The sequence below is a fragment of the Burkholderia sp. PU8-34 genome, from assembly GCF_053427725.1.
Window position 1 is genome coordinate 765,392 of the sequence record NZ_JBSAXC010000002.1, and the last position, 21,543, is coordinate 786,934.

At 65.2% G+C, this 21,543-nt stretch carries 20 protein-coding genes; 18 read left to right on the plus strand and 2 right to left on the minus strand.

Features of this window, described 5'->3' with window-relative positions; genetic code table 11:
- The first annotated feature begins 5 nt into the window (after positions 1-5).
- The 6 genes from ACV22Z_RS08150 to ACV22Z_RS08175 all read left to right on the plus strand — a co-directional run bounded on the left by ACV22Z_RS08150 (position 6) and on the right by ACV22Z_RS08175 (position 6,943).
- The gene (locus ACV22Z_RS08150) at positions 6-845 is read left to right on the plus strand and encodes a hypothetical protein (protein WP_448075794.1); all 840 of its coding nucleotides are present in this window, start codon (positions 6-8) and stop codon (positions 843-845) included.
- Positions 842-2,539 carry a cytochrome C gene (locus ACV22Z_RS08155; protein WP_448075795.1) on the plus strand — a complete coding sequence of 566 codons (1,698 nt, stop codon included), beginning with the start codon at positions 842-844 and terminating at the stop codon, positions 2,537-2,539. Before ACV22Z_RS08150 ends, ACV22Z_RS08155 begins: the two co-directional genes overlap by 4 nt.
- Before the next feature lie 156 nt (positions 2,540-2,695).
- On the plus strand, positions 2,696-4,084 hold the full coding sequence (locus ACV22Z_RS08160) for a cytochrome C (protein WP_448075796.1): 1,389 nt from the start codon (positions 2,696-2,698) through the stop codon (positions 4,082-4,084).
- A 156-nt stretch (positions 4,085-4,240) separates the two neighbouring features.
- Positions 4,241-4,912: a c-type cytochrome gene (locus ACV22Z_RS08165; protein WP_448075797.1), complete on the plus strand. Its 672-nt coding sequence runs from the start codon at positions 4,241-4,243 to the stop codon at positions 4,910-4,912.
- 153 nt (positions 4,913-5,065) lie between these two features.
- Entirely contained in the window at positions 5,066-6,289 is a 1,224-nt protein-coding gene (gene ccsB / locus ACV22Z_RS08170; RefSeq protein ID WP_448075798.1) for a c-type cytochrome biogenesis protein CcsB, read from the plus strand.
- A 144-nt stretch (positions 6,290-6,433) separates the two neighbouring features.
- Positions 6,434-6,943: a DUF1269 domain-containing protein gene (locus tag ACV22Z_RS08175; RefSeq protein ID WP_448075799.1), complete on the plus strand. Its 510-nt coding sequence runs from the start codon at positions 6,434-6,436 to the stop codon at positions 6,941-6,943.
- A gap of 136 nt (positions 6,944-7,079) precedes the next feature.
- On the opposite strand, the gene ACV22Z_RS08180 is transcribed toward ACV22Z_RS08175, so the two are convergent.
- Entirely contained in the window at positions 7,080-7,718 is a 639-nt protein-coding gene (locus tag ACV22Z_RS08180; protein WP_448075800.1) for a lytic transglycosylase domain-containing protein, read from the minus strand.
- Positions 7,719-8,267: 549 nt separating this feature from the next.
- On the opposite strand from ACV22Z_RS08180, the gene ACV22Z_RS08185 reads away from it, so the two are divergent.
- A complete protein-coding gene (locus ACV22Z_RS08185) occupies positions 8,268-9,053 on the plus strand; it encodes a response regulator (RefSeq protein ID WP_448075801.1) in 786 nt (261 codons plus the stop codon).
- A 15-nt stretch (positions 9,054-9,068) separates the two neighbouring features.
- Here ACV22Z_RS08185 and ACV22Z_RS08190 read toward each other — a convergent pair whose 3' ends face one another.
- A complete protein-coding gene (locus ACV22Z_RS08190; RefSeq protein ID WP_448075839.1) occupies positions 9,069-10,199 on the minus strand; it encodes an ATP-binding protein in 1,131 nt (376 codons plus the stop codon).
- A gap of 872 nt (positions 10,200-11,071) precedes the next feature.
- Between ACV22Z_RS08190 and ACV22Z_RS08195 the strand changes: the two genes are divergently transcribed.
- From ACV22Z_RS08195 to ACV22Z_RS08245, 11 genes are all read left to right on the plus strand, one after another.
- Positions 11,072-11,704: an SCO family protein gene (locus ACV22Z_RS08195; protein WP_448075840.1), complete on the plus strand. Its 633-nt coding sequence runs from the start codon at positions 11,072-11,074 to the stop codon at positions 11,702-11,704.
- Positions 11,705-11,766: 62 nt separating this feature from the next.
- Positions 11,767-12,450, plus strand: a complete 684-nt coding sequence (locus ACV22Z_RS08200; protein ID WP_448075802.1) for a response regulator — start codon at positions 11,767-11,769, stop codon at positions 12,448-12,450.
- A gap of 183 nt (positions 12,451-12,633) precedes the next feature.
- The gene (gene gspG, locus ACV22Z_RS08205; RefSeq protein ID WP_448075841.1) at positions 12,634-13,083 is read left to right on the plus strand and encodes a type II secretion system major pseudopilin GspG; all 450 of its coding nucleotides are present in this window, start codon (positions 12,634-12,636) and stop codon (positions 13,081-13,083) included.
- A 55-nt stretch (positions 13,084-13,138) separates the two neighbouring features.
- Positions 13,139-14,341, plus strand: a complete 1,203-nt coding sequence (locus ACV22Z_RS08210; protein WP_448075803.1) for a type II secretion system F family protein — start codon at positions 13,139-13,141, stop codon at positions 14,339-14,341.
- Between the two features lie 19 nt (positions 14,342-14,360).
- Entirely contained in the window at positions 14,361-16,082 is a 1,722-nt protein-coding gene (locus tag ACV22Z_RS08215; protein WP_448075804.1) for a GspE/PulE family protein, read from the plus strand.
- Positions 16,063-16,944 carry a hypothetical protein gene (locus ACV22Z_RS08220; RefSeq protein WP_448075805.1) on the plus strand — a complete coding sequence of 294 codons (882 nt, stop codon included), beginning with the start codon at positions 16,063-16,065 and terminating at the stop codon, positions 16,942-16,944. Before ACV22Z_RS08215 ends, ACV22Z_RS08220 begins: the two co-directional genes overlap by 20 nt.
- The gene (locus ACV22Z_RS08225) at positions 16,941-17,471 is read left to right on the plus strand and encodes a hypothetical protein (RefSeq protein WP_448075806.1); all 531 of its coding nucleotides are present in this window, start codon (positions 16,941-16,943) and stop codon (positions 17,469-17,471) included. The genes ACV22Z_RS08220 and ACV22Z_RS08225 overlap by 4 nt, the downstream gene beginning before the upstream one ends.
- A complete protein-coding gene (locus ACV22Z_RS08230) occupies positions 17,468-18,034 on the plus strand; it encodes a hypothetical protein (RefSeq protein ID WP_448075807.1) in 567 nt (188 codons plus the stop codon). The genes ACV22Z_RS08225 and ACV22Z_RS08230 overlap by 4 nt, the downstream gene beginning before the upstream one ends.
- Positions 18,035-18,096: 62 nt before the next feature.
- The gene (locus ACV22Z_RS08235) at positions 18,097-18,681 is read left to right on the plus strand and encodes a hypothetical protein (protein ID WP_448075808.1); all 585 of its coding nucleotides are present in this window, start codon (positions 18,097-18,099) and stop codon (positions 18,679-18,681) included.
- Positions 18,682-20,994, plus strand: a complete 2,313-nt coding sequence (locus ACV22Z_RS08240) for a secretin N-terminal domain-containing protein (RefSeq protein ID WP_448075809.1) — start codon at positions 18,682-18,684, stop codon at positions 20,992-20,994.
- A 24-nt stretch (positions 20,995-21,018) separates the two neighbouring features.
- Positions 21,019-21,543 (plus strand): type II secretion system protein, encoded by a 525-nt coding sequence (locus ACV22Z_RS08245; protein ID WP_448075810.1) that lies wholly within the window; start codon positions 21,019-21,021, stop codon positions 21,541-21,543.

Below are 21,543 nucleotides of genomic sequence, written 5' to 3' on the forward strand. Positions count from 1 at the left end.
AGACCATGAGACGAATCGGATCGTGGATGCTCGCCGGCTGCGTGATGGCGGCCTTGTGTGCCTGCGAGCAATTACCGGGGCAGAGTCTGAGTGCGGACCAGATCGTCGAGAAGAATATCGCGGCGAGAGGCGGGCTCGACGCATGGCGCAAGATCCAGACGATGGTCTGGTCCGGCCACGTGGACAGCGTGAACGCGCCCGTGCGGGACATGCCGTTCATTCTCGCGATGAAACGTCCGAACAAGACGCGTTTCGAGATCACCGTGCTCAACCAGAAGGCCGTGCGCGTATTCGACGGCCACGCAGGCTGGAAGCTGGGCGCGAGCAGTGGCGGCAACGCGAACGTGCGGCCGTATACGGTGGACGAGCTGACGTCCGCGCGCGACGAGCAAGTGATCGACGGGTTGCTGATCGACCATGACGCGAAGGGCGTCGGCGTGACGCTGGACGGTGTCGATCAGCTGGGCGGGCACGATGCGTACCGACTTGCGGTGAAGCTGCCTTCCGGTGCGGTCCGCCATGTGTGGGTCGACGGCAAGACGTTTCTGGACGTGAAGGCCGACCGCCAGGTGCGCAGCCCGCGCGGCCTGATCACCGTCGAGGTGAATTACAGCAACTACAAGAGCATCGACGGGTTGCAGATACCGCTGAAAATCGAAAGCGGGACGGCGGCGTCGCCGACCAAGGACACGCTGTTCATCGACAAGGTGTCGCTGAACCCGCCGCTCGACGATGCGATCTTCGGCAGGCCCGCATCGCCGGGGCAGCGCCGTCCGGTGTCGATCGATGCGAACGTGTCGCCGGCGCAGCCTGGCACCGGCGGCCGACCGACGCCACGGCCATGAACGCCATTCTGGGGCGACTGCGCGCCCTCGTGGGCGCGCGCCCGTTCGCGCCGCGCATGCTCGTGCGGTGCCTCCTGCTGGCGGCGCTGAGCGTGCCCGCGGGCGAGGCGGCCTGCGGCGAGGCAGCAGTGCCCGTCGCATTGGCAGACGCGGGAAAAGCGATCTTCCAGCGCGGCATCCTGGGTTCGGGCGAACCGCTCGTCGCGGTGCATGAGGACGGCGTGCGCCTGCAAGGCGCTGCGGCCGCGTGCATCAATTGCCATCAGCACAGCGGCCTGGGCACGAAGGAAGGCAACAACACGATCCCGCCGATCACGTGGCGCTACCTGGTCCATCCTCGTGCGCGATCGGCAGAGGATCTCGACATCCCCTACGTTCCCAGCATGCGCACCGATCGTGAACCGTACACCGAGGCATTGCTCGCGAGAGCCGTGCGCGAAGGGATCGATTCGGAAGGCAAACCGCTCAGCAGACTGATGCCGCACTACGCGCTCAGCGACGCCGACATGGCCGCGTTGACCGGCTATCTGAAGCGCCTCGATCAACGCAAGCTGCCGGGCGTGACAGACACGGTGCTGCATTTCGCGACGATCGTCACGCCCGATGCAGACCCCGTGAAGCGGGCAGGCATGCTCGACGTGCTGCAGCACTACTTCGCGGACAAGAACGCGTTTCCGATCGGCGCGACGCCGGCGCTGCGCTCGACGCGAAAGATGATGTTCATGGTCAATCGCCACTGGGAACTGCATGTATGGGAGCTCAAGGGCCCCCCCGACACGTGGCGTGAGCAACTGAGAGAGGATCTCGCGCGGCAGCCCGTACTGGCCGTCGTGTCGGGACTGGGCGGCAGGAACTGGGCGCCCGTCCACGACTTCTGCGAGGAGGAGGCCGTGCCTTGCCTCTTCCCGAACGTCGAGGTGCCGGTCGAAACGGATCACGATTTCTATTCCGTGTACTTCTCGAGGGGCGTGCTGCTCGAGGCGGATCTGATCACGAAGCGCATTCTGGATGAAGCCGGTGCGAGGCCTGCGTCGAAAGCGGTGAAGACGGTCTGGCAGGTCTATCGCACGGGCGACAACGGCGAGCGGGGTGCACAGGCGCTAGCCGCCGCGCTGAAAGGGCGCGGCATCGCGGTGTCGAATCATGCGCTCGCGCCGGGCGACAGCGTCGCACACGCATTGCATCGGATGCCGCGCGACGATGTGCTCGTGCTGTGGCTGCGGCCGCCCGACATCGCGGCGCTCGGCCATGTGCCGCCCGGGTCGGACACGGTCTTCATGTCCGGGCTGCTGGGCGGGCTCGACAACACGCCTTTGCCCGCGAGCTGGCGCGACGTCACGCGCATCGCGTATCCGTTCGACCTGCCGGAAGGGCGGCGCGTGCGCGTCGACTATGCGTTCGGCTGGTTCACGATCCGGCAGATTCCGATGGTTGCGCCGCAGGTGCAGGCGGACACGTATCTCGCGTGCGGCCTGCTCGCCGAAACGCTCAGCCACGTGGTCGACGTGTTCGTGCGCGAGTACCTCGTCGAACGCATCCAGGACATGCTCGAACGCCGCATCCTGACCGGCTACTATCCGCGCCTGACGCTCGCCCCCGGGCAGCACGTCGCGTCGAAGGGCGGCTATATCGTGCGGTTCGCCGGGCCGGATCGATCGAAACTCGTCGCCGATGGGGGCTGGCTCGTCCCCTAAGCAACTGTACGCGTCGAGATGGAGGAGGGATCAGAGCGGGATAAGAGGGGATCGCCCCATGCCGGTTTTCACTGGCGGTTCGCACAATGAAGGCATCGCGCGACGTTCGGATGTCGCGTCGGGTAGGGGCGGAATAAGGTGCAGGGGGAAACAGTCATGACACCGATCGTGGTCGGCCATGGCACACGTCATCACTGGCTTCGTCGCGGGTTGACGCTCGTGCTCGCGACGCTGGCGTTGCTGCAGGTTTCGGCCGTACAGGCGCTGCCGATCTTCGCGCGCCAGACCGGACAAAGCTGTGTCGCATGCCATGCCGGCGGACAATTCCCGGAACTCACGCCGTATGGGCGCATGTTCAAGCTGAACGGCTATACGATCGGCGAGCGCACATTTCCGCTCGCAGCGATGGCGATTGGCGATCTGAGCAAGACGAGATTCAACAGCGACGCCACCGGCAACCCCATCAATACCAAGGATGGCCTGCCGATGTTCGACTTCGCGAGCGTCTTTCTCGCCGGGAAGATCACCGACAAGATCGGCGGCTTCGCGCAGTTCACCTATACGAACTACGACCACCAGGACCCCAGCAGCGGCAAATGGAAAGGCCACTGGTCATCGGACAATACCGACTTCCGCTTCGTCGACCGGATCATATCCTCCGCGAACGACCTGATCCTCGGCGTGACATTGCACAACAACCCGACGGTGCAGGACGTCTTCAACACGGCGCCCGCATGGGGCTACCCATATATTTCGTCGACGATCAGCCCGGTTGCCAAGATCCCGAACCTGCCGGTGATCGAAGGGAGCCTCTCGATGCAGGTCGTCGGCACGGGTGCATACCTGTACTGGAACAAGACGTTCTACGCCGAGATGACCGCATACAGCACGGCCGACGGCATCTGGTCGTTCCTGAGTCACGGGAACAAAGAGGGGAACCCGGACCACCCGCAGGTCTATCTGCGCGGCTACAACCCTTATGCGCGCATCGCGCTGACGCACGACTGGGGGCCTCACAGCCTGATGGTTGGTGCGTTCGGCTTCAGCGTCAACGTCTATCCGAACGACCCGAACAACTTCCCGATCTTCGGCACGGGCGCGACACGCTATCGCGACTACGGTTTCGACGCGCAGTACCAGTACCTGCTGGAACCGCACACGGTCACCGCGCAGGCGCGCTACGTGCGCGAGAACATCCATGACCCGAACAACTTCGTGCTGAGCGACAACACCGCGGCGAATCTCAATTCCCTGCGGCTCAAGGCGTCGTACATCTACCAGGCCAAATACGGCGTGAGCCTTTCGTTCTTCAACACGACAGGCACGCCGGACAGCACGCTGTATTCCGCCAGCGCGAATTTCCATCCGAACACGCAGGGCTGGACGCCGGAAATATTCTGGATACCGGTTCAGTACGTCCGTGTCGGCCTGCAATACACGCACTTCACCAAGTTCCTCGGCGCGACGACCAACTACGACGGAATGGGACGCAACGCGCGAGACAACGACACGCTGTTCCTGTACCTATGGGTCGCTTCGTTCTGACATCGCGTCCGGCGTTTCCCGTTCGCGCGCCCGACTGGAGCATGCGTAACGAGCGGGCGGCGCGCATCTCGCATCGCGTGTCGATGCAGATGCGCACCGCCGCCGAACGGAATCGATTCAGAGGGCGGCAAAGATTGCGCCAAGGAGGTTCCTGACATGAACAAGGTGGCTCAAATCGTTTCGCTTGCGATGCTGCTGGCCGGGTCGGCCTGTCATGACCTGGAGCGGTCGCGGCAGATCGACAACCCGGCCGTGTCGGGCAAGACCATCGCGCTGCAGGTGTGCTCGAACTGCCACGGCGCGACCGGTGTGTCGGTATCGCCGATGTTTCCGAAGCTCGCCGGACAACGCAAGGAATACCTCGTCGATCAGCTGACTGACTTCAAGAACCATGCGCGAACCGATCCGAATGCGAAGCGGTTCATGTGGGGCTTCACGCATCTGACCGACGCGCAGATCGACGACCTCGCAACGTATTTTTCGAGTCAGCCTGCGGTCCTCGGTGAAGTCGGCGATGCCGCGCTCGTCAACGAGGGCAGGCAGATTTTCGTGTCGGGCCTGCCCGACAAGGGCGTTGCGGCATGCATCGCGTGTCACGGCCAGCATGGGGAGGGGGTCGAGCGGTTTCCGCGTCTCGCGGGGCAGCATGCGGACTACGTGATGAAGCAGCTCAAGGTCTTCCGCGAAACCGACACACGGCCGCGCGGCGCGATCATGAAGGGCGTGTGCGCGAACATGTCGGAGCAGGACATGCGTGCCGTCGCAGCCTATGTCGAGGCATTTCCACAAGAGGCAGAGGTCTCGGCTAGTCCGCAGGCCGATCAATGAGCACATGGCACCGGACCAGCGTCGCCTGCGGCATGCGAGGCAGGCCGTACGGGCAAACCGACGCTGACGGTGATTATTTCGGTGTCCCGTCTCCCCCGGGGCGGGGCACCGCTTTTTTTTCCTGAAGCACGCGGTTCGATCGAGGTGACGACCATGAAACTGATTCAAGCCTCTCGTCGAGGCGTCGCGTGTGTTGCGAAACCGGCGCATCAGCGTCGAGCCGTGTCGGGCCCCGTTCGACCATCTGCGTCGGACGACGCGCTTCAACCGATCGCATACCTGCCTCCGGTCAACCTGCTGTTCGCGCTGGAGCTGGTGCTTGGCGCGGGCTATGCGTTGGTGCATTACAACGCGCACATGGATTACTACGACAAGGCGGTGCTGATCTGCACCGTCCCGGCGCTCGTCACGCTCGGCTGGCGCTGGAATCCGGCCCGGCTGCTGATGGCGTCGATCGCGGTGCTGTCGCTGCTGTCGATCCAGATCTACCAGGGCGACCTCGCGCGCGCGGAATCGGCGTTCTTCCTCAAGTACTTCCTGTCGAGCCAGTCGGCAATCCTGTGGATGAGCGCGCTGTTCGTGCTCGCGACGATCTTCTACTGGATCGGCACGCTGACCCGCTCGGAGACAGGTGGCGCAATCGGGCAGAAGCTCACGTGGGTCGCCGTGCTGCTGGGCTTCACGGGGATGATGGTGCGCTGGTACGAGTCGTACCTGATCGGCGCCGACGTCGGCCACATTCCGATCTCGAACCTCTACGAAGTGTTCGTGCTGTTCAGCCTGATCACCGCGCTGCTCTACCTGTACTACGAAGGCCATTACGGCACGCGCGCGCTCGGCGCGTTCGTGTTGCTGGTCATCAGCGCGGCGGTCGGCTTCCTGATGTGGTATTCGATCGCCCGCGACGCGCAGCAAATCCAGCCGCTCGTGCCGGCGCTGCAGAGCTGGTGGATGAAGATCCACGTGCCTGCGAACTTCATCGGCTACGGCAGCTTCGCACTGTCGGCGATGGTGTCGGTCGCGTACCTGATGAAGGAGCGCGGCGTGCTCGCCGATCGTTTGCCGACGCTCGACGTGCTCGACGACGTGATGTACAAGTCGATCGCGGTCGGTTTCGCGTTCTTCACGATCGCGACGATCCTCGGCGCGCTGTGGGCGGCCGAGGCGTGGGGCGGCTACTGGAGCTGGGACCCGAAGGAAACCTGGGCGCTGATCGTGTGGCTGAACTACGCGTCGTGGCTGCACATGCGGCCGATGAAAGGCCTGCGCAGCACGTTCGCGGCGTGGTGGGCGCTCACCGGGCTCGTCGTCACGACGTTCGCGTTCCTCGGCGTCAACCTGTTCCTGTCCGGACTGCACAGCTACGGGCGGCTTTGACACATGCGCGAGCAAGACGGCACCTACTGCTTTCCCCCCATGCATTTCGGCGAGTGTTCCCACTTCAAACGGGTCGTGCGCCGGACAAGAATGTCAGCAGGAACATCCATGCATTCCTGACGCAAGGGAGGAGGAGGGGGAGCCATGAGACGCGTCTATTTTCTGTTGCCGACGCCGCAATGCGCGCAGTCGATCGTGACCGAGCTTCTGGTGCACCGAGTCGAATGGCGGCATATCCACGTCATTGCGAACCACAACATCGTGCTCGACGGCTTGCCGGAGGCCTCGCTGACGCAACGCAGCGACCTGCTGCCCTCGCTCGCCCGGGGCACGGCGGTCGGTTGTGCGACCGGGATGCTGGTGGCACTGGTTGCGCTGGCGTTTCCGCCTGCGGGCCTGCCGATCGCCGGCGGCGCCGTCGTGACGATCACGCTGTCCGGCGCCGGCTTCGGTGCGTGGGCGGCGTCGATGATCGGCATCGACGTGCCGAACACACGCTTGAAGCGTTTCGAGGAAGGGATCGAGCGCGGCGAACTGCTGATGATGATCGATATCCCGAAGGACCGCGTCCATGAGATCGAGCACCTGATCACGCAGCATCATGCGGAAGCGCATCTCGAAGGAGAGGACCCGGCCGTTCCCGCGTTTCCTTGAGCCATCAGTCGGCGAGAGCCGACTGACACGCGTTGTCGAACGTCCCTCGCTCGTGACGTTCGACAACGCGTTCCTGTGCGCGACATCCGCTGCGGCACGCTGCGCGGACTGCGCGAATCATCGAACCGTCGAATCGTCAACTTGCAGCGAGGAACTGCTTGTAGCGCGCGAGCACGCGCGGGACGTACAGGCGCGTCTGCGGCAATGACGGAATGCGATAGCCGGCGCGAATCACCGCGTTTTCCCCGGCATTGTATGCGGCCAACGCGAGCTCGACGTTCTCCTTGAACAGGTCCAGAAGGAAGCGTAGATAACGCGCGCCGGCCAGCACGTTGTCGCGTGGATTGAACATGTCTCCGCTCGAAAAACGCCGCGCGGTGTCGGGCATCAACTGCATGAGGCCGAGCGCGCCTTTGTCCGACACCGCCCTCGGGTTGTATCCCGATTCGACGTCGATCACCGCGCGAAGGAGTTCGGGCTGAACGTGAAATGCGCGGCTCGCTTCCTCGATCACGTCCGCGAACGAGGACAGCACGGCGCCGGCGCCGCCGGCCAGCTTCGAAGGCGCATGCCTGGCACCGGTCTCGGCGGGCGGGTCGCCTGCGACAATCGTTTTCATGCCGGCTTTACCGGGTTCGTTCGTTAAAACGATTGCGCCATTGCTCATGACCGTGCCGAATATCTGCGCGTCGGCAATGCAAGGCCATGTCGAGCCGAGCCACACGCATATGGCAACGATTGCGCTTCCCGATCGGAATGAAATGCCGCGGTGCATCTTCCAGGTCTCCTGCACCTGGATTGTGGGCGATGAAAAATCGAATCGCCAATGGGGCACCTCCCTACACTTGAATTCCGAAGCGGCCGCCGAAAACGACAGTGCAAGATTGTTACGCCGGTAATGATTGGTAATTGTCGGCGATCAGAGAAAAATGACAAACCTTACGGTGGATCGTTGGATTTTTCCAATTCCGACATCGTCTCGACCAGATCGTTGTCAGCGATCGTGAAAGAAGAGAGATTTTCCCGCCATCCGTATTCGCACTGACGCACCGGAAAATGTCGTGCCGATTCAAATCTGAAACATTTCGCACAGGTCGCGTTGTATCACGATTGACACGCCGAAGCTCGGTCCGCGCTGCTTATGCGCGGCCGAGAAATGGCACGAAGCTTGCGGAAGGCGGCCATATAGCAGTCGGTTGTCGGAAATTTCACTTATTAAATTGAGCCGGGAAAACACCCGGCGAGAGTTTCCGGAACTGCGCAAAAGCGTGTCGGCGCTGAACGCTGCACAGTCACCGGGGGGTGACAACCGGGAGTGGAAGTCGTGAATACCAAATGTCGCGTGGTTATTGCAGAGGACCATGATCTTCTGAGAAATGGCTTGCGCTCGATGCTTTGCGCACAAGGCGACTACGAGGTCGTCGGCGAAGCCCGGGATGGCAAGGAGGCGTGTCAGCAGGCGATGTCGCTCGCCCCCGATCTGATCCTCATGGATCTGTCGATGCGCGGGATGAACGGCATCGATGCAAGCGCAACGATCAAACGACGATCGCCGAACGTGCGGATCGTCGCGCTCACGGTTCACCAGAGCGAGGAGTACGTGCGGGAGGCGCTGCGTGCGGGCGTCGATGGTTACGTGCTCAAGGACGTTTCGTTCGACGAGCTGCTGCTTGCGATGCGAACGGTCATGCTGGGCAAGAAGCATCTGAGCGCGGACGTATACGGGTACATGGTCGACTCGTTCGTGAGCGGCCGGGAAATGCCTGCACCGAGAAAGGCCTGGGACGTCCTGACCGCGCGCGAGCGCAGCGTGCTGAAGCTGATTGCCGAAGGGCGCACCAACAGGCAGGTCGGCCAATACCTGAATCTGAGTCCGAAGACGATCGAAAAGTATCGCGCGAGCATGATGCACAAGCTCCACATCGCGAACCTGACGGAGCTGGTGCTCGTCGCGATGAACATGGGCCTGCTGACGACGCTTGCGGCGAAGTGCGCGGAGCCGAATTCGGACGACGCGCACACGCACCCGATCGACGACGGCGGACACGCGGGAGACGCCGGCGCGCATGCGCGGCTGGACGACTATCCGCTCGGCGAGGCGAAGGGCTGAGCGCGATCGCACGCGTCAGAGCGCCCAGGCCGCCGAGACGAGCGTCCCGGTGGCCGCCGACGACCGGATCGAAAACGTGCCGCCGTGCGACTCGACGCGGTGCTGCATCCCGATCAGGCCGAGCCCCGTCGTGTGCGCGTCTCCTGTCGTCAGCGGGCGGGTTTCGTAGCCGATGCCGTTGTCCTGGATCGTCAGCAGCACGCGGCCCGCGTCGTGTCGCAAGCCGAGCAGGATCTCGGTGGCCTGCGCGTGCTTGACGATGTTGTTGAGCGCTTCTTGCGCGACCCTGAACATGTCGGCCTTCAGATGCTCAGGCACGTCGTCGTCGTCGACGTCGCAATTGAACTCGATCGACAGCGTTTCCGTGTCGCGCTCGATGCGCCGGCACAGCGACGCCAATGCCGCGGGCAGTCCGAGCTTGTCGAGCATCGGCGGCCTCAATTCGCCGCATATCTGCCGCACTTCGCCAATCGTCTCGCGGATCCGGAGAACGGTTGCGTCGAGCAGATTCGCCGCCTCGCCGATCTCGCCGCGACGAAGGCGCATCAGTGCGTCCTCGTTCATCAGCTTGATCAGCGTCAACGCCTGGCCGAGACCATCGTGCAGTTCCGCCGCAAGCCGATGGCGCTCCTTTTGTTGCCCCATCAGCAGACAGGCCTGACGCATGCGTGCGCTCGCATCGAGCGCGTCGGCTGCGTCGCGCGGCCCGAGTTCGAAAGCCAGCGGCTCTTCGAACAGCGTCAGCAGCAGGCAGACGCCCGTCTCCGTGGCGGGAAGCGCTTGCTGATGCAGCACGAGTTGCGCGGGATTGCCGGTTCGGCCGCTGAACATCGCGCCGAACGAATGGCACTGGCGGGCGGCGCTCGTCGACAATTCGCCTGCCAGTTCAGCGCGCGCGTCGTCGGGCGCCATGTCGTACAGGTGCTTGCCGACGAGATCGGCGCTCGAATAGCCGAACAGCGTCGCGGTGCTGTGATTCGCGGAGACGAACGTTCCGTCAGCCGTGAGAATGGCAAGCGCCGCGCCGCGCGCATCGGTGACGACGGCGTCGCGATCGCTTCGACTGACCGTGCCGCGAAGCTTGCGCATCGCGTCGATCAGATCGAGCAGCCTTATCTGCGGCCCGCCAGGCTGGCGTTCATTCATGGGAGCCCCCTGCGCGCGATTATCAGGAAATCGTAAGGTTTCCCCCATTCTAGAACGCGATCGACGCACGCCGCATCGGGGTGAATGCGGAGTCATGGCGTGGGTGTCTCCCCCGCAACATACTGCGGGTATTCCAGCAAGCGGACATACCCTACCTGCCTTTGGGGGGCGTCATCCAATGACGCTTGCAACCGAATTCAAGACACTGCACTGGCGAGGTAGAGGCGCCATCACGGCGTGTTTTTTTCGCCAGGGAGACCGACATGAAGAGGATTGCCAAATCGACGATGGGTGCATTCGTGGTCGCGGGCATCACGCTCGCCGCGAGTGCCGCGTGGTGCGCACCGGTCGACAGCGCCATCGAAAGCGCCAGCGAGGAAGCCACCGGGACCGCTGCCGAAAACGCGACCATGAGCCCCGGCGAGAACGCCGCGCAGAGCACCATCGAGAACGTCATCGACAAAGCCGCGGAGAACGTCACCGAGAGCGCCGCCGGGCTTTCCGGCGGGAGTGCCACCGACAGCACCACGGAAGGCACCACCGGGAACGCGACCGACGCCGCCGCCATGCCCATGCATCACGATGCGATGCCGGGGATGACGCAATCGACCGAAAGCGCCGATGAGAATGCCACACCGAACATCACCGAGGGCGTCATCGACAAAGCTCCCGAACACACCATGCAGAACTCCACCGAGGGCGCCATCGACAAGGCCCCCGAGAGCGCCACGCAGAACCCCGACGAGGGAGCCACCGACAAGGCCCCCGAGCACACCATGCAGAACCCCACCGAGGGCGCCATCGACAAAGGCCCCGAGAACGCCACGCAGAACCCCACCGAGGGCGCCACCGACAAAGCCCCCGAGCACACCATCCAGAACCCCACCGAGGGTGTCATCGACAAAGCCGCCGAGCACGCCACCGGGGCTTCCCACGACAGCGCCGCCGAAAGCACCACCGTAAGTACGACCGACAACACCGGCATGCACATGCATCACCTCGTGATGCCCGGCACGACGCACACGATGGTCGAATACACGCTGCCGCCGGTCGAGCTCGTGCGTGACGACGGCAAGACCGTGTCGCTGGTCGATGAAGTGAACGACGGCCGGCCGGTGGTCCTGACGTTCGTCTACACCACCTGCACGACCATCTGCCCGATGATCAGCCAGACGCTCGAGCGGCTGCAGAGCGAGCTGGGCCCCGACCGCGACAAGGTGCACATCGTGTCGATCTCGATCGACCCTGAAGAGGACACCCCCGCTCGGCTCAAGGCCTACGCGGCGCACTTCGAAGCCGGCCCCGAGTGGCAGCACTACACCGGCACGGTCGAGGCGAGCATCGCCGCGCAGCGCGCGTTCAACGTCTACCGCGGCGACAAGATGAATCACACGCCGGTGACGTTCCTGCGGGCCGCACCCGGCCAGCCGTGGATGCGCATCGACGGCTTCGCGACGCCGTCGGAGCTGCTCGACGCCTATCACGACGTCGTCGCGTCCAACTAAGGCACGTTCGCAAGCCCGTTATTAGCGTGAACAGGCCCTAGGTACAACGCGCCCGGCAAGGAGTGGCGAAATTGGAAAAGAAGCATCGCGTGCTGATCGTCGAGGACCAGCATCTGCTGCGCGTCGGCCTGAGCCGCATGGTGTCCGAACTGGACGACTACTGCATCGTCGGCGAAGCGAGCGGCGGGATCGAGGCCTGTCGTCTCGCCGCGCTGACGCTCCCCGATCTGATCCTGATGGATCTGTCGATGCCGGGCGGCAGCGGCTTCGAGGCAATCGCCGCGATCAAGCGCAATGCGCCGCACACGCGGATCATCGTCCTCACCGTCCATCGCAGCGAAGACAACGTGCGGGAGTCGTTCGCGTCCGGCGCGGACGGATACGTGGTCAAGGACACGTCGTTCGCCGATCTGGTCCGCGAGATGCGTTTCGTGATGCAGGGCAAGTGCGTGGTCAGTCTCGACGCGTACCGGGCCCGTGCGGGCCTGCACGGCATGCACGACGAGCACGCACACAAGGCGCGGCTGTGGAGCACGCTGACCAGCCGCGAGCGTACGGTGCTGCGTCTCATCATCGAAGGGCACACGAGCCGGCAGGTCGGCGAGTGCCTGCAGCTCAGCCCGAAAACGGTGGAAAAGCACCGCGCTAACCTGATGCACAAGCTCGGCATCACGAACCTGACCGGCCTCGTCCACTTCGCGATCGACATCGGCGTACTCGCATTGAGCGACGACGACCGGGTGTGAAAACCCGCCATAAACTGACAGCGCAACTGGGGGGGCTTTACCCATGTCGATGGACGGCACTCCCTACTTCTGGCCCGTATCGCCCTGAACAAGAATGCAATCAACGGCTTCAGCGACGCTGAAGCGGTGGGTCGATACAGGGAGGCGGCCGTGCGCGACGAATTGTCCTCGATCCGGTCCGGCGTGCCGGAACATCCATGGCGTTGCGCCCGGCTCGCTTGCCGCGCACGCGCAAGCCGCGGCTTCACGTTGCTCGAACTGCTCGTCGTGATGGTCATCATCGGGTTGCTGGCGGGCCTTGTCGCACCCCGGTATTTCGAGCAGGTCGGCAAGTCGAATGTGAAGGTCGCGCGGGCGCAGATCGTGTCGCTCGGCCAGGCCCTCGATCAATACCGGCTCGATGTCGGTTCCTATCCGACGACCGAAGAAGGCCTCGATGCGCTCGTGAGCAAGCCGCAGAACGAGCCGCGGTGGAGCGGCCCCTACCTGCAGAAGGCCGTTCCCGCGGATCCGTGGGATCGTCCGTATCAGTATCGTTCGCCGGGCGAGCATGGCGACTACGACCTGTATTCGCTCGGCAAGGACGGGCGCGGCGGCGGCACCGGCGAGAACGTGACGATCTCGTCGTGGTAGGGGGCGTGGCGAGGCAGCCGCGCCAGTCGTAAGCAAGTCTGCAAGGAGAGTCGACGTGAAGTTCGTGCTGCGTGTCTTCGATACGAATGGCTCGGTCCAGACACTTCGCCTCGACAGCGACTCACCGGCGAGTGCGGCCGCGCTCGCCCGCTCGCGCGGCCTTCGTGTCGTATCGGTGAGCGCGGACGCGCGGCGCCAGCGGCGCGGCGCGAACCGGCTCGGGATGCCCGGCGCGCGGTTCAACGTCGAGATGTTCGCGCGCGAGCTCGCGGCGCTGCTCGATGCGGGCGTGGGCGTGGTCGACGCATTGCGCACGCTCGGCGGCAACGCACGACGCGAAGCGTCCGCGCATGTGTATCGCGAACTGCTGCGGCAACTGGAAGAGGGGCAGTCGCTGTCCGCGGCGCTCGAGCACGCGAGCCACATCTTCCCGCCGGTGCTGGTTGCGTGCGTGAAGGCGAGCGAGCAGACCGGCGGTCTCGCCAACAGCCTGACCCGCTACTCGCGCAATAGCGCGACGCTCCATGAGCTGCGCGCCCGCGTCGTGTCCGCCGCGATCTATCCGACGGTCCTGCTGTTCGTCGGCGCGGCCGTCGTGCTGTTCCTGCTCGGCTTCGTCGTGCCCCGGTTCGCGACGCTCCTCGAACATAGCGGACGCGAACTGCCGCTGATGTCGCGCCTGCTGATGGGGTGGGGCAGCATGGTGCACGCGCATGGCGCCGGGCTGGGCGCCGGCCTTGCGGTGCTGGCCATCGCAGCCGGCATCGCATTGCGCCGGCCGGCGCTGCGGATCTGGATCGCCGATCGCCTGCTTGCGCTGCCCGGAATCGGGCAACACTTCCGCGTATTTCGCCAGTCGCAGTTCTATCGCACGACCGCGATGCTGGTCGACGGCGGCATACCCGCCGTCCGCGCGTTCGACCTGGCACGCGGCCTCGTCGGCCACACGGACCAGGCCGCGCTCGCGGGCGCGCTGCAGCAGGTCCGCAACGGCGCGAGGATTTCCGAGGCGTTCCAGCAGGCCGGCCTCGCGAACGCGATTGCCTACCGTCTGCTGACGGTAGCCGAAAAGACGGGCGGCCTCGGGCCCGTGCTCGACCGGATCGCCGCGTTCCAGGAAGCACAGGTGTCGCGCACGATCGACCTGATCTCGCGACTGATCGAGCCCGCGATGATGATCGTGATCGGCGTGGTCATCGGCGGAATCGTCGTGCTGATGTATCTGCCGATCTTCGAGATCGCGTCGAGCATTCAGTAGACCGTTTGGGGGAAAGCGCGTGGACACCGTCATCGCTACACCGGAGAACGTCCCTGACACGGGCGTGGCGCTGCGCGACACCCTTCGTGCGCTCGGCGAGCGGCACGGTTCGGGCATTCGCGCACTCGAGGTACTGATGGAGCAAACGGCGCTCAGTGCGGACGAGATGCGCACGCAGCTCGCCGCGCAGTTCCGGATGAAGCCGATCGGGATGCGTGAACTGAGCCGCCTCGAACCGGATTTCGACGTGGTGCCGTTCGTCGAGGCGGCGACGCGCCTGTGTGTCTGTTTCCGCGATCCCGACGACGGCAGCGCGCTGCTGTTCGTGATCGCCGATCCGCTCGATGCACGTACGCGCGGCTGGGCGGAACACCGGATGCGCTCGCGGCCGGCGGTGCCATACACGTGGGCGCTTGCGTGCGCGGGGGACCTCAGCGCGTACCTGACCGTCCGCGAGAAGGACATCCGCGCGATGGACGCGCTCGCGTTCGACGATCCGGTCCAGAGCACGCCCGATCCGGCGGCGCTTCCGCTGACGCTGCAGGGCATCAGCAGCGACGACAGTCCGGTGGTGCGTCTGCTCAATTCGACGATCTACGACGCACTCAAGATGCTCGCGAGCGACATCCACCTCGAATGCCGCGCGAACGGGTTGACGATCAAGTGCCGTGTCGACGGTGTGCTCACCGTGGTGGGGCGCGCCGACGGGCGTGACGTCGCGGACCAGGTGCTGTCGCGCGTGAAGGTGATTTCCGAACTCGACATCGCGGAGCGCCGCGTGCCGCAGGACGGGCGCTTCAAGGCGATGTACGCCGGGCGCGAGATCGATTTTCGCGTGTCGATCATGCCGAACCAGTTCGGCGAGGACGCGGTGCTGCGGATCCTCGACCGCTACCAGCTTTCCCAGGCCTCGGGCGGCCTGACGCTCGAGGCGTTGGGATTCCAGCCGGGCGACACGCGCTTCATGCGTTCGATCGCGTCGATGCCGTACGGGATGCTGCTCGTCACCGGGCCGACAGGCAGCGGCAAGACGACGACGCTGTACGCGATTCTCACGGAAATCAACAACGGCCTCGAGAAGATCGTGACGATCGAGGATCCGGTCGAATACCAGCTGGGCGACATCCTGCAGATTCCGGTCAACGAAGCGAAAGGGCTGACATTCGCGCGCGGGCTGCGGTCGATCCTGCGGCACGACCCGGACAAGATCATGGTCGGCGAGATCCGCGATCCGGAGACCGCGCAGATCGCCGTGCAGGCCGCGCTGACCGGCCACCAGGTGTTCACGACCGTCCACGCGAACAACGTGTTCGACGTGATCGGCCGCTTCACGAACATGGAGGTCGATCCGTACAGCTTCGTGTCGGCGCTCAACGGCGTGGTCGCGCAGCGGCTGCTGCGTCAGTGCTGCCCGGATTGCGCAATCGAGGACAAGGTCGATGCGGATGCGCTCGTTCGCTCTGGCATCGACCCGGACACGACCGGCAGCTATCTGTTCCGGCGCGGCGCGGGCTGTGCGATGTGCCGCGGCAGCGGCTATCGCGGACGGCGCGCCATCGCGGAGGCCCTGCGCATGAATGACGAGTTGAGGCAACTGCTGTCGGAGCGCGCGCCGCTTGGGGCTATCAAGGCGGCCGCGATGCGCTACGGGATGAAGACGCTGCGCTCGGCGGCAATCGAGCTGGTCAGGTGCGGCGAAACGACGCTCGAGGAGATCAACCGTGTCACGATGGTCGAATAGTCCGGTTGCGATCGGCGTCGGCGCGCGCGAGATCGTCGTCGGGATCCGTGCGCCCGGACGATGGCACGCGCGCAAGCATTTGCCCGCCATCGATCCGATCAGCGTCGCGATCCCTGACGAGCGGTTCGGCACCGAGCCGGGCGTGCTCGATGCGTTGCGCGCCGCGCTCGCGGGCACGCCCGGCGCCGATGCCGCGCAGGCGAAAGAGGGCGGTGCGACGCCGTCGAAGCGGACCGCGCACATCGTCCTCGACGATTTCTGGTGCCACCACGCGATATTGCGCGGCGACTTTCGCACGCTGCGCATGCGCGAGCTCGAGGAAGTCGCGCTCGCCCATTTCTCCGACACGTACGACGTCGACAGCGAAGCGCTGGTCGTGCGCTTCTGCGTGCAACGTGGCGGCCGTGCGCTCTTTGCGAGCGCGATATCGCGCTCGCTGCATGACGGCATGCACGAGGCGGGCGCATCCGGCGAGATCCGCATCCGCAGCTTGAGACTGTGTCTTCCGGAAATGCTGAATCGCGTTGCGGTGAAGGCCAACGACGATGCGCTGCTGCTGTTCGTCGCCGACGAGTTGATGCAGGCGGTCAAGATCGAGCACGGCCGCTGGGCCGCTTACGATGCGCAGCGGCTCTTCCCGGGCGATTCCGGCAACGCGATGCGGCTGGCCGAACTCGCGGAGCAACTGTTCGAGCGTTCGGCGACGCAGGTCGGCCTGAGGCGAGAGGACTGCAGGATCTGTCTGTCCGGGATCGACACGGACCCGGCACCGTTCGAAGCGCGTTTCGCGGCCGCGATACGACTGGCGGCGCCCGCGAACGACCGCTCGCCCGCGCATCGTCTGATGGAGTATGCGCCATGATGCGGACCCTCGATATCGACTTCTGCCGGCGCCGTGCCCGCACCGGGACGAGCGGCATGATCCTGCTTTGCGCCGCCGCGCTGCTGTTGCTCGCGTGCGGTGCGCGGCTGTGGGACGTGTACGCGGAAAACGCGCGCGCGCAGGCGTCGGTCGACGCCGTCCGGCATCGGACGCTCGCGCAGCGGCACGTCGCGAAGGCACCGCCGACGGCGGCCGCCAAGCTGGCGGAAAAACAGAGCAAGGCGGTTCTGAGTGAATTGACCGTGCCGTGGCAGGCGCTCTTTTCGATCGTCGAGGACTATCCGGACCATGACGTCGCCCTGATCGGCATCGACCAGAACCCGGCACAGGGCCAGATCCGCATCACGGCCGAAGCGAAGGATCTCGACGCGATGATCGTCTACCTGAAGTATCTGCAGGCGAGCGTGCTGCTGCGCGAAGCGGTGCTCAACGGTCACCTCGTCGAGAACAACGTGCCGGGAAAGCCGGTGCGTTTCCAGATCACGGCCGTGTGGAGGAAGCCATGAAAGCCGACCGGTTGCGCGACATGCTGCTCACGCTGCGTTTCGAGCTGCAGCGCTCGTTCGGTCTGCCGGGATTCGCCGGCATGCTGATGATCGGCGCGGCGGCCATCATGGCCGCGGCGATCGCGAGCGTCGAAGCCGATACCCGCGCGATGCGGGATCCCGCCGGGCTCGTGCGGGCGGCGCAGCGCCATGGTCAGGTCGACGCGCGCGATGTGGCGGCGGATGCCGTGGCGCTCGACGCGTTGCCCGACCTTTTCCCGCGCATGTCGCAAAGCGCGGACGACATCGCATCGATCTTCGCGCAGGCGCGCGACAGCCATCTGACGCTCGGATCCGCCGAGTATCAGGTGACGACCGTGTCGGGCGCGCGCTTCGCCCGCTATCAGGTACTGCTGCCCGTCAAGGACCAGTACGGCGCGATCCGCCATTTCCTTGCGTCGGTGCTCAACAACGTGCCGAATGCCGCGCTTCAGGAAATCCACGTCGAACGTCCCGCCGTGAGCGGCGACATCCTCGACGCGCGCGTGCGTTTCGAACTCATCTATCGGAGCGCGCAGCCATGAATTCCACGGCCGTGAAACGGGCTTCGCGCCGGCGCGTCGTGCTGGCGCTGTGTTGCGTCGTCGTGGCCGGCGTCGGCTATCGCGTGCTTGTCGCGGCGACGCGGGTGCCGATGCCGGTCGCGGCATTCGACGTTGCGCGTGCAAAACCGGCCCCCGTGCATCGCGCGCTGCCGTCTCGGGCGGACGAGCACGCTGCGGCTGCGGCGCCTGCATCGCAATCCGCATTGCAATCTGCGGCGCAATCTCCATCGCAATCCGCGTCGGCCGGCACGGCAGCGGCGGTGGCAACGCCGAACGAAAAGCTCGCCGCGCTGCGCGCGCCGGTTGCCGTGGAAGCGGCGAACGATCCGTTCACGGCTTCGTCGTGGCTGCCGCCGCCCCCGGTCGTGGCGCCGACGCTTCCCGAAACGCGTCCGGCTCCGCCGACGGCGCCCCCGGTGCCGTTCACCTATCTGGGCGAACTGGACGCCAAGGCGGAGAAGCCGCAGGTCTTTCTCAGCAACGGCGATCAGTTGCTGATCGTTTCGCCAGGCGACGTGATCGATGGCCAGTATCGCGTCGACTCCGTTTCGGAGTCGAACGTGGTCCTCACCTATCTGCCGCTGAACCAGGTGCAGGTGGTGTCCATTCCAGTCGAAGGAAAGTAGATGAAAACCTCAAGCACACGGGGTGCGTGCCGCGGCGGGGACAGCGGCCCATCGACACGCCTTTCGCCCGTCATCCCGGTCGATCCCCCTCGCATGGCGGCAAGCCGGAACGCGACGAAACGCGCGCTGGCGATTGCCGCGGCGCTGCTCGCGTGCGGCGGCTGCGCACACGTACCGAACCTTCACGACGATCCGACCAATGCGCAGGTAAAGATCGACGCGATGCACGACCGCGACGCCGAAGTCAACGAACTCCTCGACAACGCCGAAAAGTTTCGCCAGGACAACCAGTTCGACGACGCGGCCCGCTCCGTCTACATGGCGACCGAGCTCGATCCGACCAGCGAACGCGCGCGCAAGCTCGGCGCGATGGTCGAGCAGGACCGCAAGCATCTGGCGATCCTGCAGGAAGCCGATCGCATGATGAAGCGCGGCTCGTACGCGCAGGCGGCCGATCGCGTGCACCGCGTGCTGATCGAGGATCCGGCCAATGCGATGGCGTTGCGGATGCAAAGGGAGCTCGACGAAAAGCGCCGGCAGCAGCACGCGGAGCGGGACGACAAGCTCGCCGCTTCGTCGATCATGCGCACGCCGGTGTCGCTGCAGTTCCGCGACGCGAACGTGCGGATGGTGTTCGAGGCGCTGTCGCGCACGTCGGGATTGAACGTCATTTTCGACCGCGATGTGCGTGCCGACCTGAAGACGACGATCTTCGTGCAGAACGCGTCGCTGCAGGACACGGTCGACATGATCCTGTTGCAGAACCAGCTCGACAAGAAGCAGATGAACGCGAACACGCTGTTCATCTACCCGGCGACCCCCGCGAAGGAACTCGAGTATCAGGAGCTCAAGGTGCGCACGTTCCAGTTGTCGAACGTCGACGCGAAGCAGATCCAGTCGCTGCTGAAGGGGCTGCTGAAAGTGAAGGAAGCCGTGATCGACGAGCGCGCGAACACGGTGACGATCCGCGGCACGCCGGACATGATCAAGGTCGCTGACGAGATGATCGCCGCGCAGGACCTGCCGGAGCCGGAGGTCATGCTCGAAGTCCAGGTGCTCGAGGTGTCGCACGAGCGGATGTCGCAGCTCGGCATCGACTGGCCCAATTCCTTCACGGTATCGACGCCGAGCTCGGTGGATACGTGGGGCGCGCTGCACCATCTGCCGGTCAATGCGCTGAATGTCAGCGGGCTCTCCGCCACCGCCGACTTCAAGCTCACGGATACCGACGCGAATCTGCTCGCGAGCCCGCGCATCCGCACGCGCAACAAGGAGAAGGCGCGCATCATGATCGGCGACAAGGTGCCGGTGATCTCGAGCTCGAGCACGCCGAGCACGAGCGGACCGTCGTACACGCAGATGATCCAGTACCTCGACGTCGGCATCAAGCTCGAAGTGGAGCCGCAGGTCTATCGCGACGGCGACGTCGGCATCAAGCTGAATCTCGAAGTCAGCAACATCACCAATACGATCTCGACCAGCAATTCGCAGGGCCTGAGTTCGCTCGCGTATCAGATCGGCACGCGCAGCGCGGCGACGAGCCTGCGTCTGCGGGATGGTGAAACCCAGATTCTCGGCGGGCTGATTTCGGACGAGGACCGCCAGAACGCGAACAAGGTGCCGGGCCTCGGCCAGTTGCCGTTGCTCGGCCGCCTGTTCTCGGATCATGGCGGCGATCACAAGAAGACCGAGATCGTGCTGCAGATCACGCCGCACATCGTTCGGCCGCAGGTCGCGGCGGATGCGGACACGCAGGAGGTGTGGTCGGGCACCGACGTCAACGTGCATGCCGACCAGTTGCGGCTCGATCCTGTCGCGTTGAACGCGGAAGCCCCCGCAGCGGCGGCTGATGCCGCAAAGCCGGCCGTGAGGGCGGTTCCCGGCCGTGTGGGCGGCGGCACGTCGGGCGCCGGGCCGTCGCCGGCCTTGAACGCGGCGGCGAACCGTGCGCAGCCGTCGCCGGAGAACGGCGCGTTCGGGCAGTTGCCCCCGGCACCTCGCACGGTGCCGCCGCCCGAACCGTACGGCGGGCGCTTCTCGAGACCGCAGCCGGCGCTGCCCGCGCCCGCGGCGGCGCCCGCAGCGGGGGCAACGCCTGCACAAGGCGCGGCGCCGGCCAGCGCCGCGCCGCAGGCGGCGGAATCGGCCGGCAACGAAGTGGAGCCGGCCCCGGGCACCACCGTGACGCCGGTGGCGCCGCCTCAGCCGGCCGTGCAGCCCGCTGCGGCAGCACCGCCGCCTGCGACGCTGCAGATGCCCGCGGGCGACATCCCGAGCGAAAACCCGCTTCACCCGATTCAGAACGGGAATTGAACCGTGGCTACGCCGAACGCTACGATGCGCGCCGGAGGCCGACGTCGGCGCGGCCACCGTGGCTTCACGCTGATCGAGATGGTGATCACGCTGGCGCTCGTGGGCATCCTCGCGCTCGCGATCATGCCGTTTTCCGAACTGATCGTGCAGCGACAGAAGGAGCAGGAGCTGAGTGCCGCGCTGCGCGAGATCCGCACCGCGCTCGACGCGTACAAGGACGCAAGCGATGCCGGGAAGATCGAAAAGAAGGCGGAGGCATCCGGCTATCCGCCGTCGCTGACGGTGCTCGTCACCGGCGTGAAGGACGCGCGGGATCCCAACGGCAGCCTGTTGATGTTCTTGCGCCGGGTGCCGCGCGACCCGTTCTTCGCCGGCGACCCGGATACGCCGGCCGAGGAGACCTGGAACATGCGCGCCTACGGAACGCCGCCGGATCCGGCGGCGGCCGGCGACGCGTCCGCGAGCCCGGAGGCCGGCAACGACGTATTCGACGTCACCTCGAAATCCGAGCGCGTCGGCATCAACGGCATCCCGTACAAACAATGGTGA

Bases quoted from the DNA above. Each gene is read 5' to 3' on its own strand.
- ACV22Z_RS08150 (WP_448075794.1), top strand. From the start codon at position 6: ATGAGACGAATCGGATCGTGGATGCTCGCCGGCTGCGTGATGGCGGCC.
- ACV22Z_RS08155 (WP_448075795.1), top strand. From the start codon at position 842: ATGAACGCCATTCTGGGGCGACTGCGCGCCCTCGTGGGCGCGCGCCCG.
- ACV22Z_RS08160 (WP_448075796.1), top strand. From the start codon at position 2,696: ATGACACCGATCGTGGTCGGCCATGGCACACGTCATCACTGGCTTCGT.
- ACV22Z_RS08165 (WP_448075797.1), top strand. From the start codon at position 4,241: ATGAACAAGGTGGCTCAAATCGTTTCGCTTGCGATGCTGCTGGCCGGG.
- ccsB (WP_448075798.1), top strand. From the start codon at position 5,066: ATGAAACTGATTCAAGCCTCTCGTCGAGGCGTCGCGTGTGTTGCGAAA.
- ACV22Z_RS08175 (WP_448075799.1), top strand. From the start codon at position 6,434: ATGAGACGCGTCTATTTTCTGTTGCCGACGCCGCAATGCGCGCAGTCG.
- ACV22Z_RS08180 (WP_448075800.1), bottom strand. From the start codon at position 7,718: ATGCACCGCGGCATTTCATTCCGATCGGGAAGCGCAATCGTTGCCATA.
- ACV22Z_RS08190 (WP_448075839.1), bottom strand. From the start codon at position 10,199: ATGAATGAACGCCAGCCTGGCGGGCCGCAGATAAGGCTGCTCGATCTG.
- ACV22Z_RS08225 (WP_448075806.1), top strand. From the start codon at position 16,941: ATGATGCGGACCCTCGATATCGACTTCTGCCGGCGCCGTGCCCGCACC.
- ACV22Z_RS08230 (WP_448075807.1), top strand. From the start codon at position 17,468: ATGAAAGCCGACCGGTTGCGCGACATGCTGCTCACGCTGCGTTTCGAG.
- ACV22Z_RS08240 (WP_448075809.1), top strand. From the start codon at position 18,682: ATGAAAACCTCAAGCACACGGGGTGCGTGCCGCGGCGGGGACAGCGGC.
- ACV22Z_RS08245 (WP_448075810.1), top strand. From the start codon at position 21,019: ATGCGCGCCGGAGGCCGACGTCGGCGCGGCCACCGTGGCTTCACGCTG.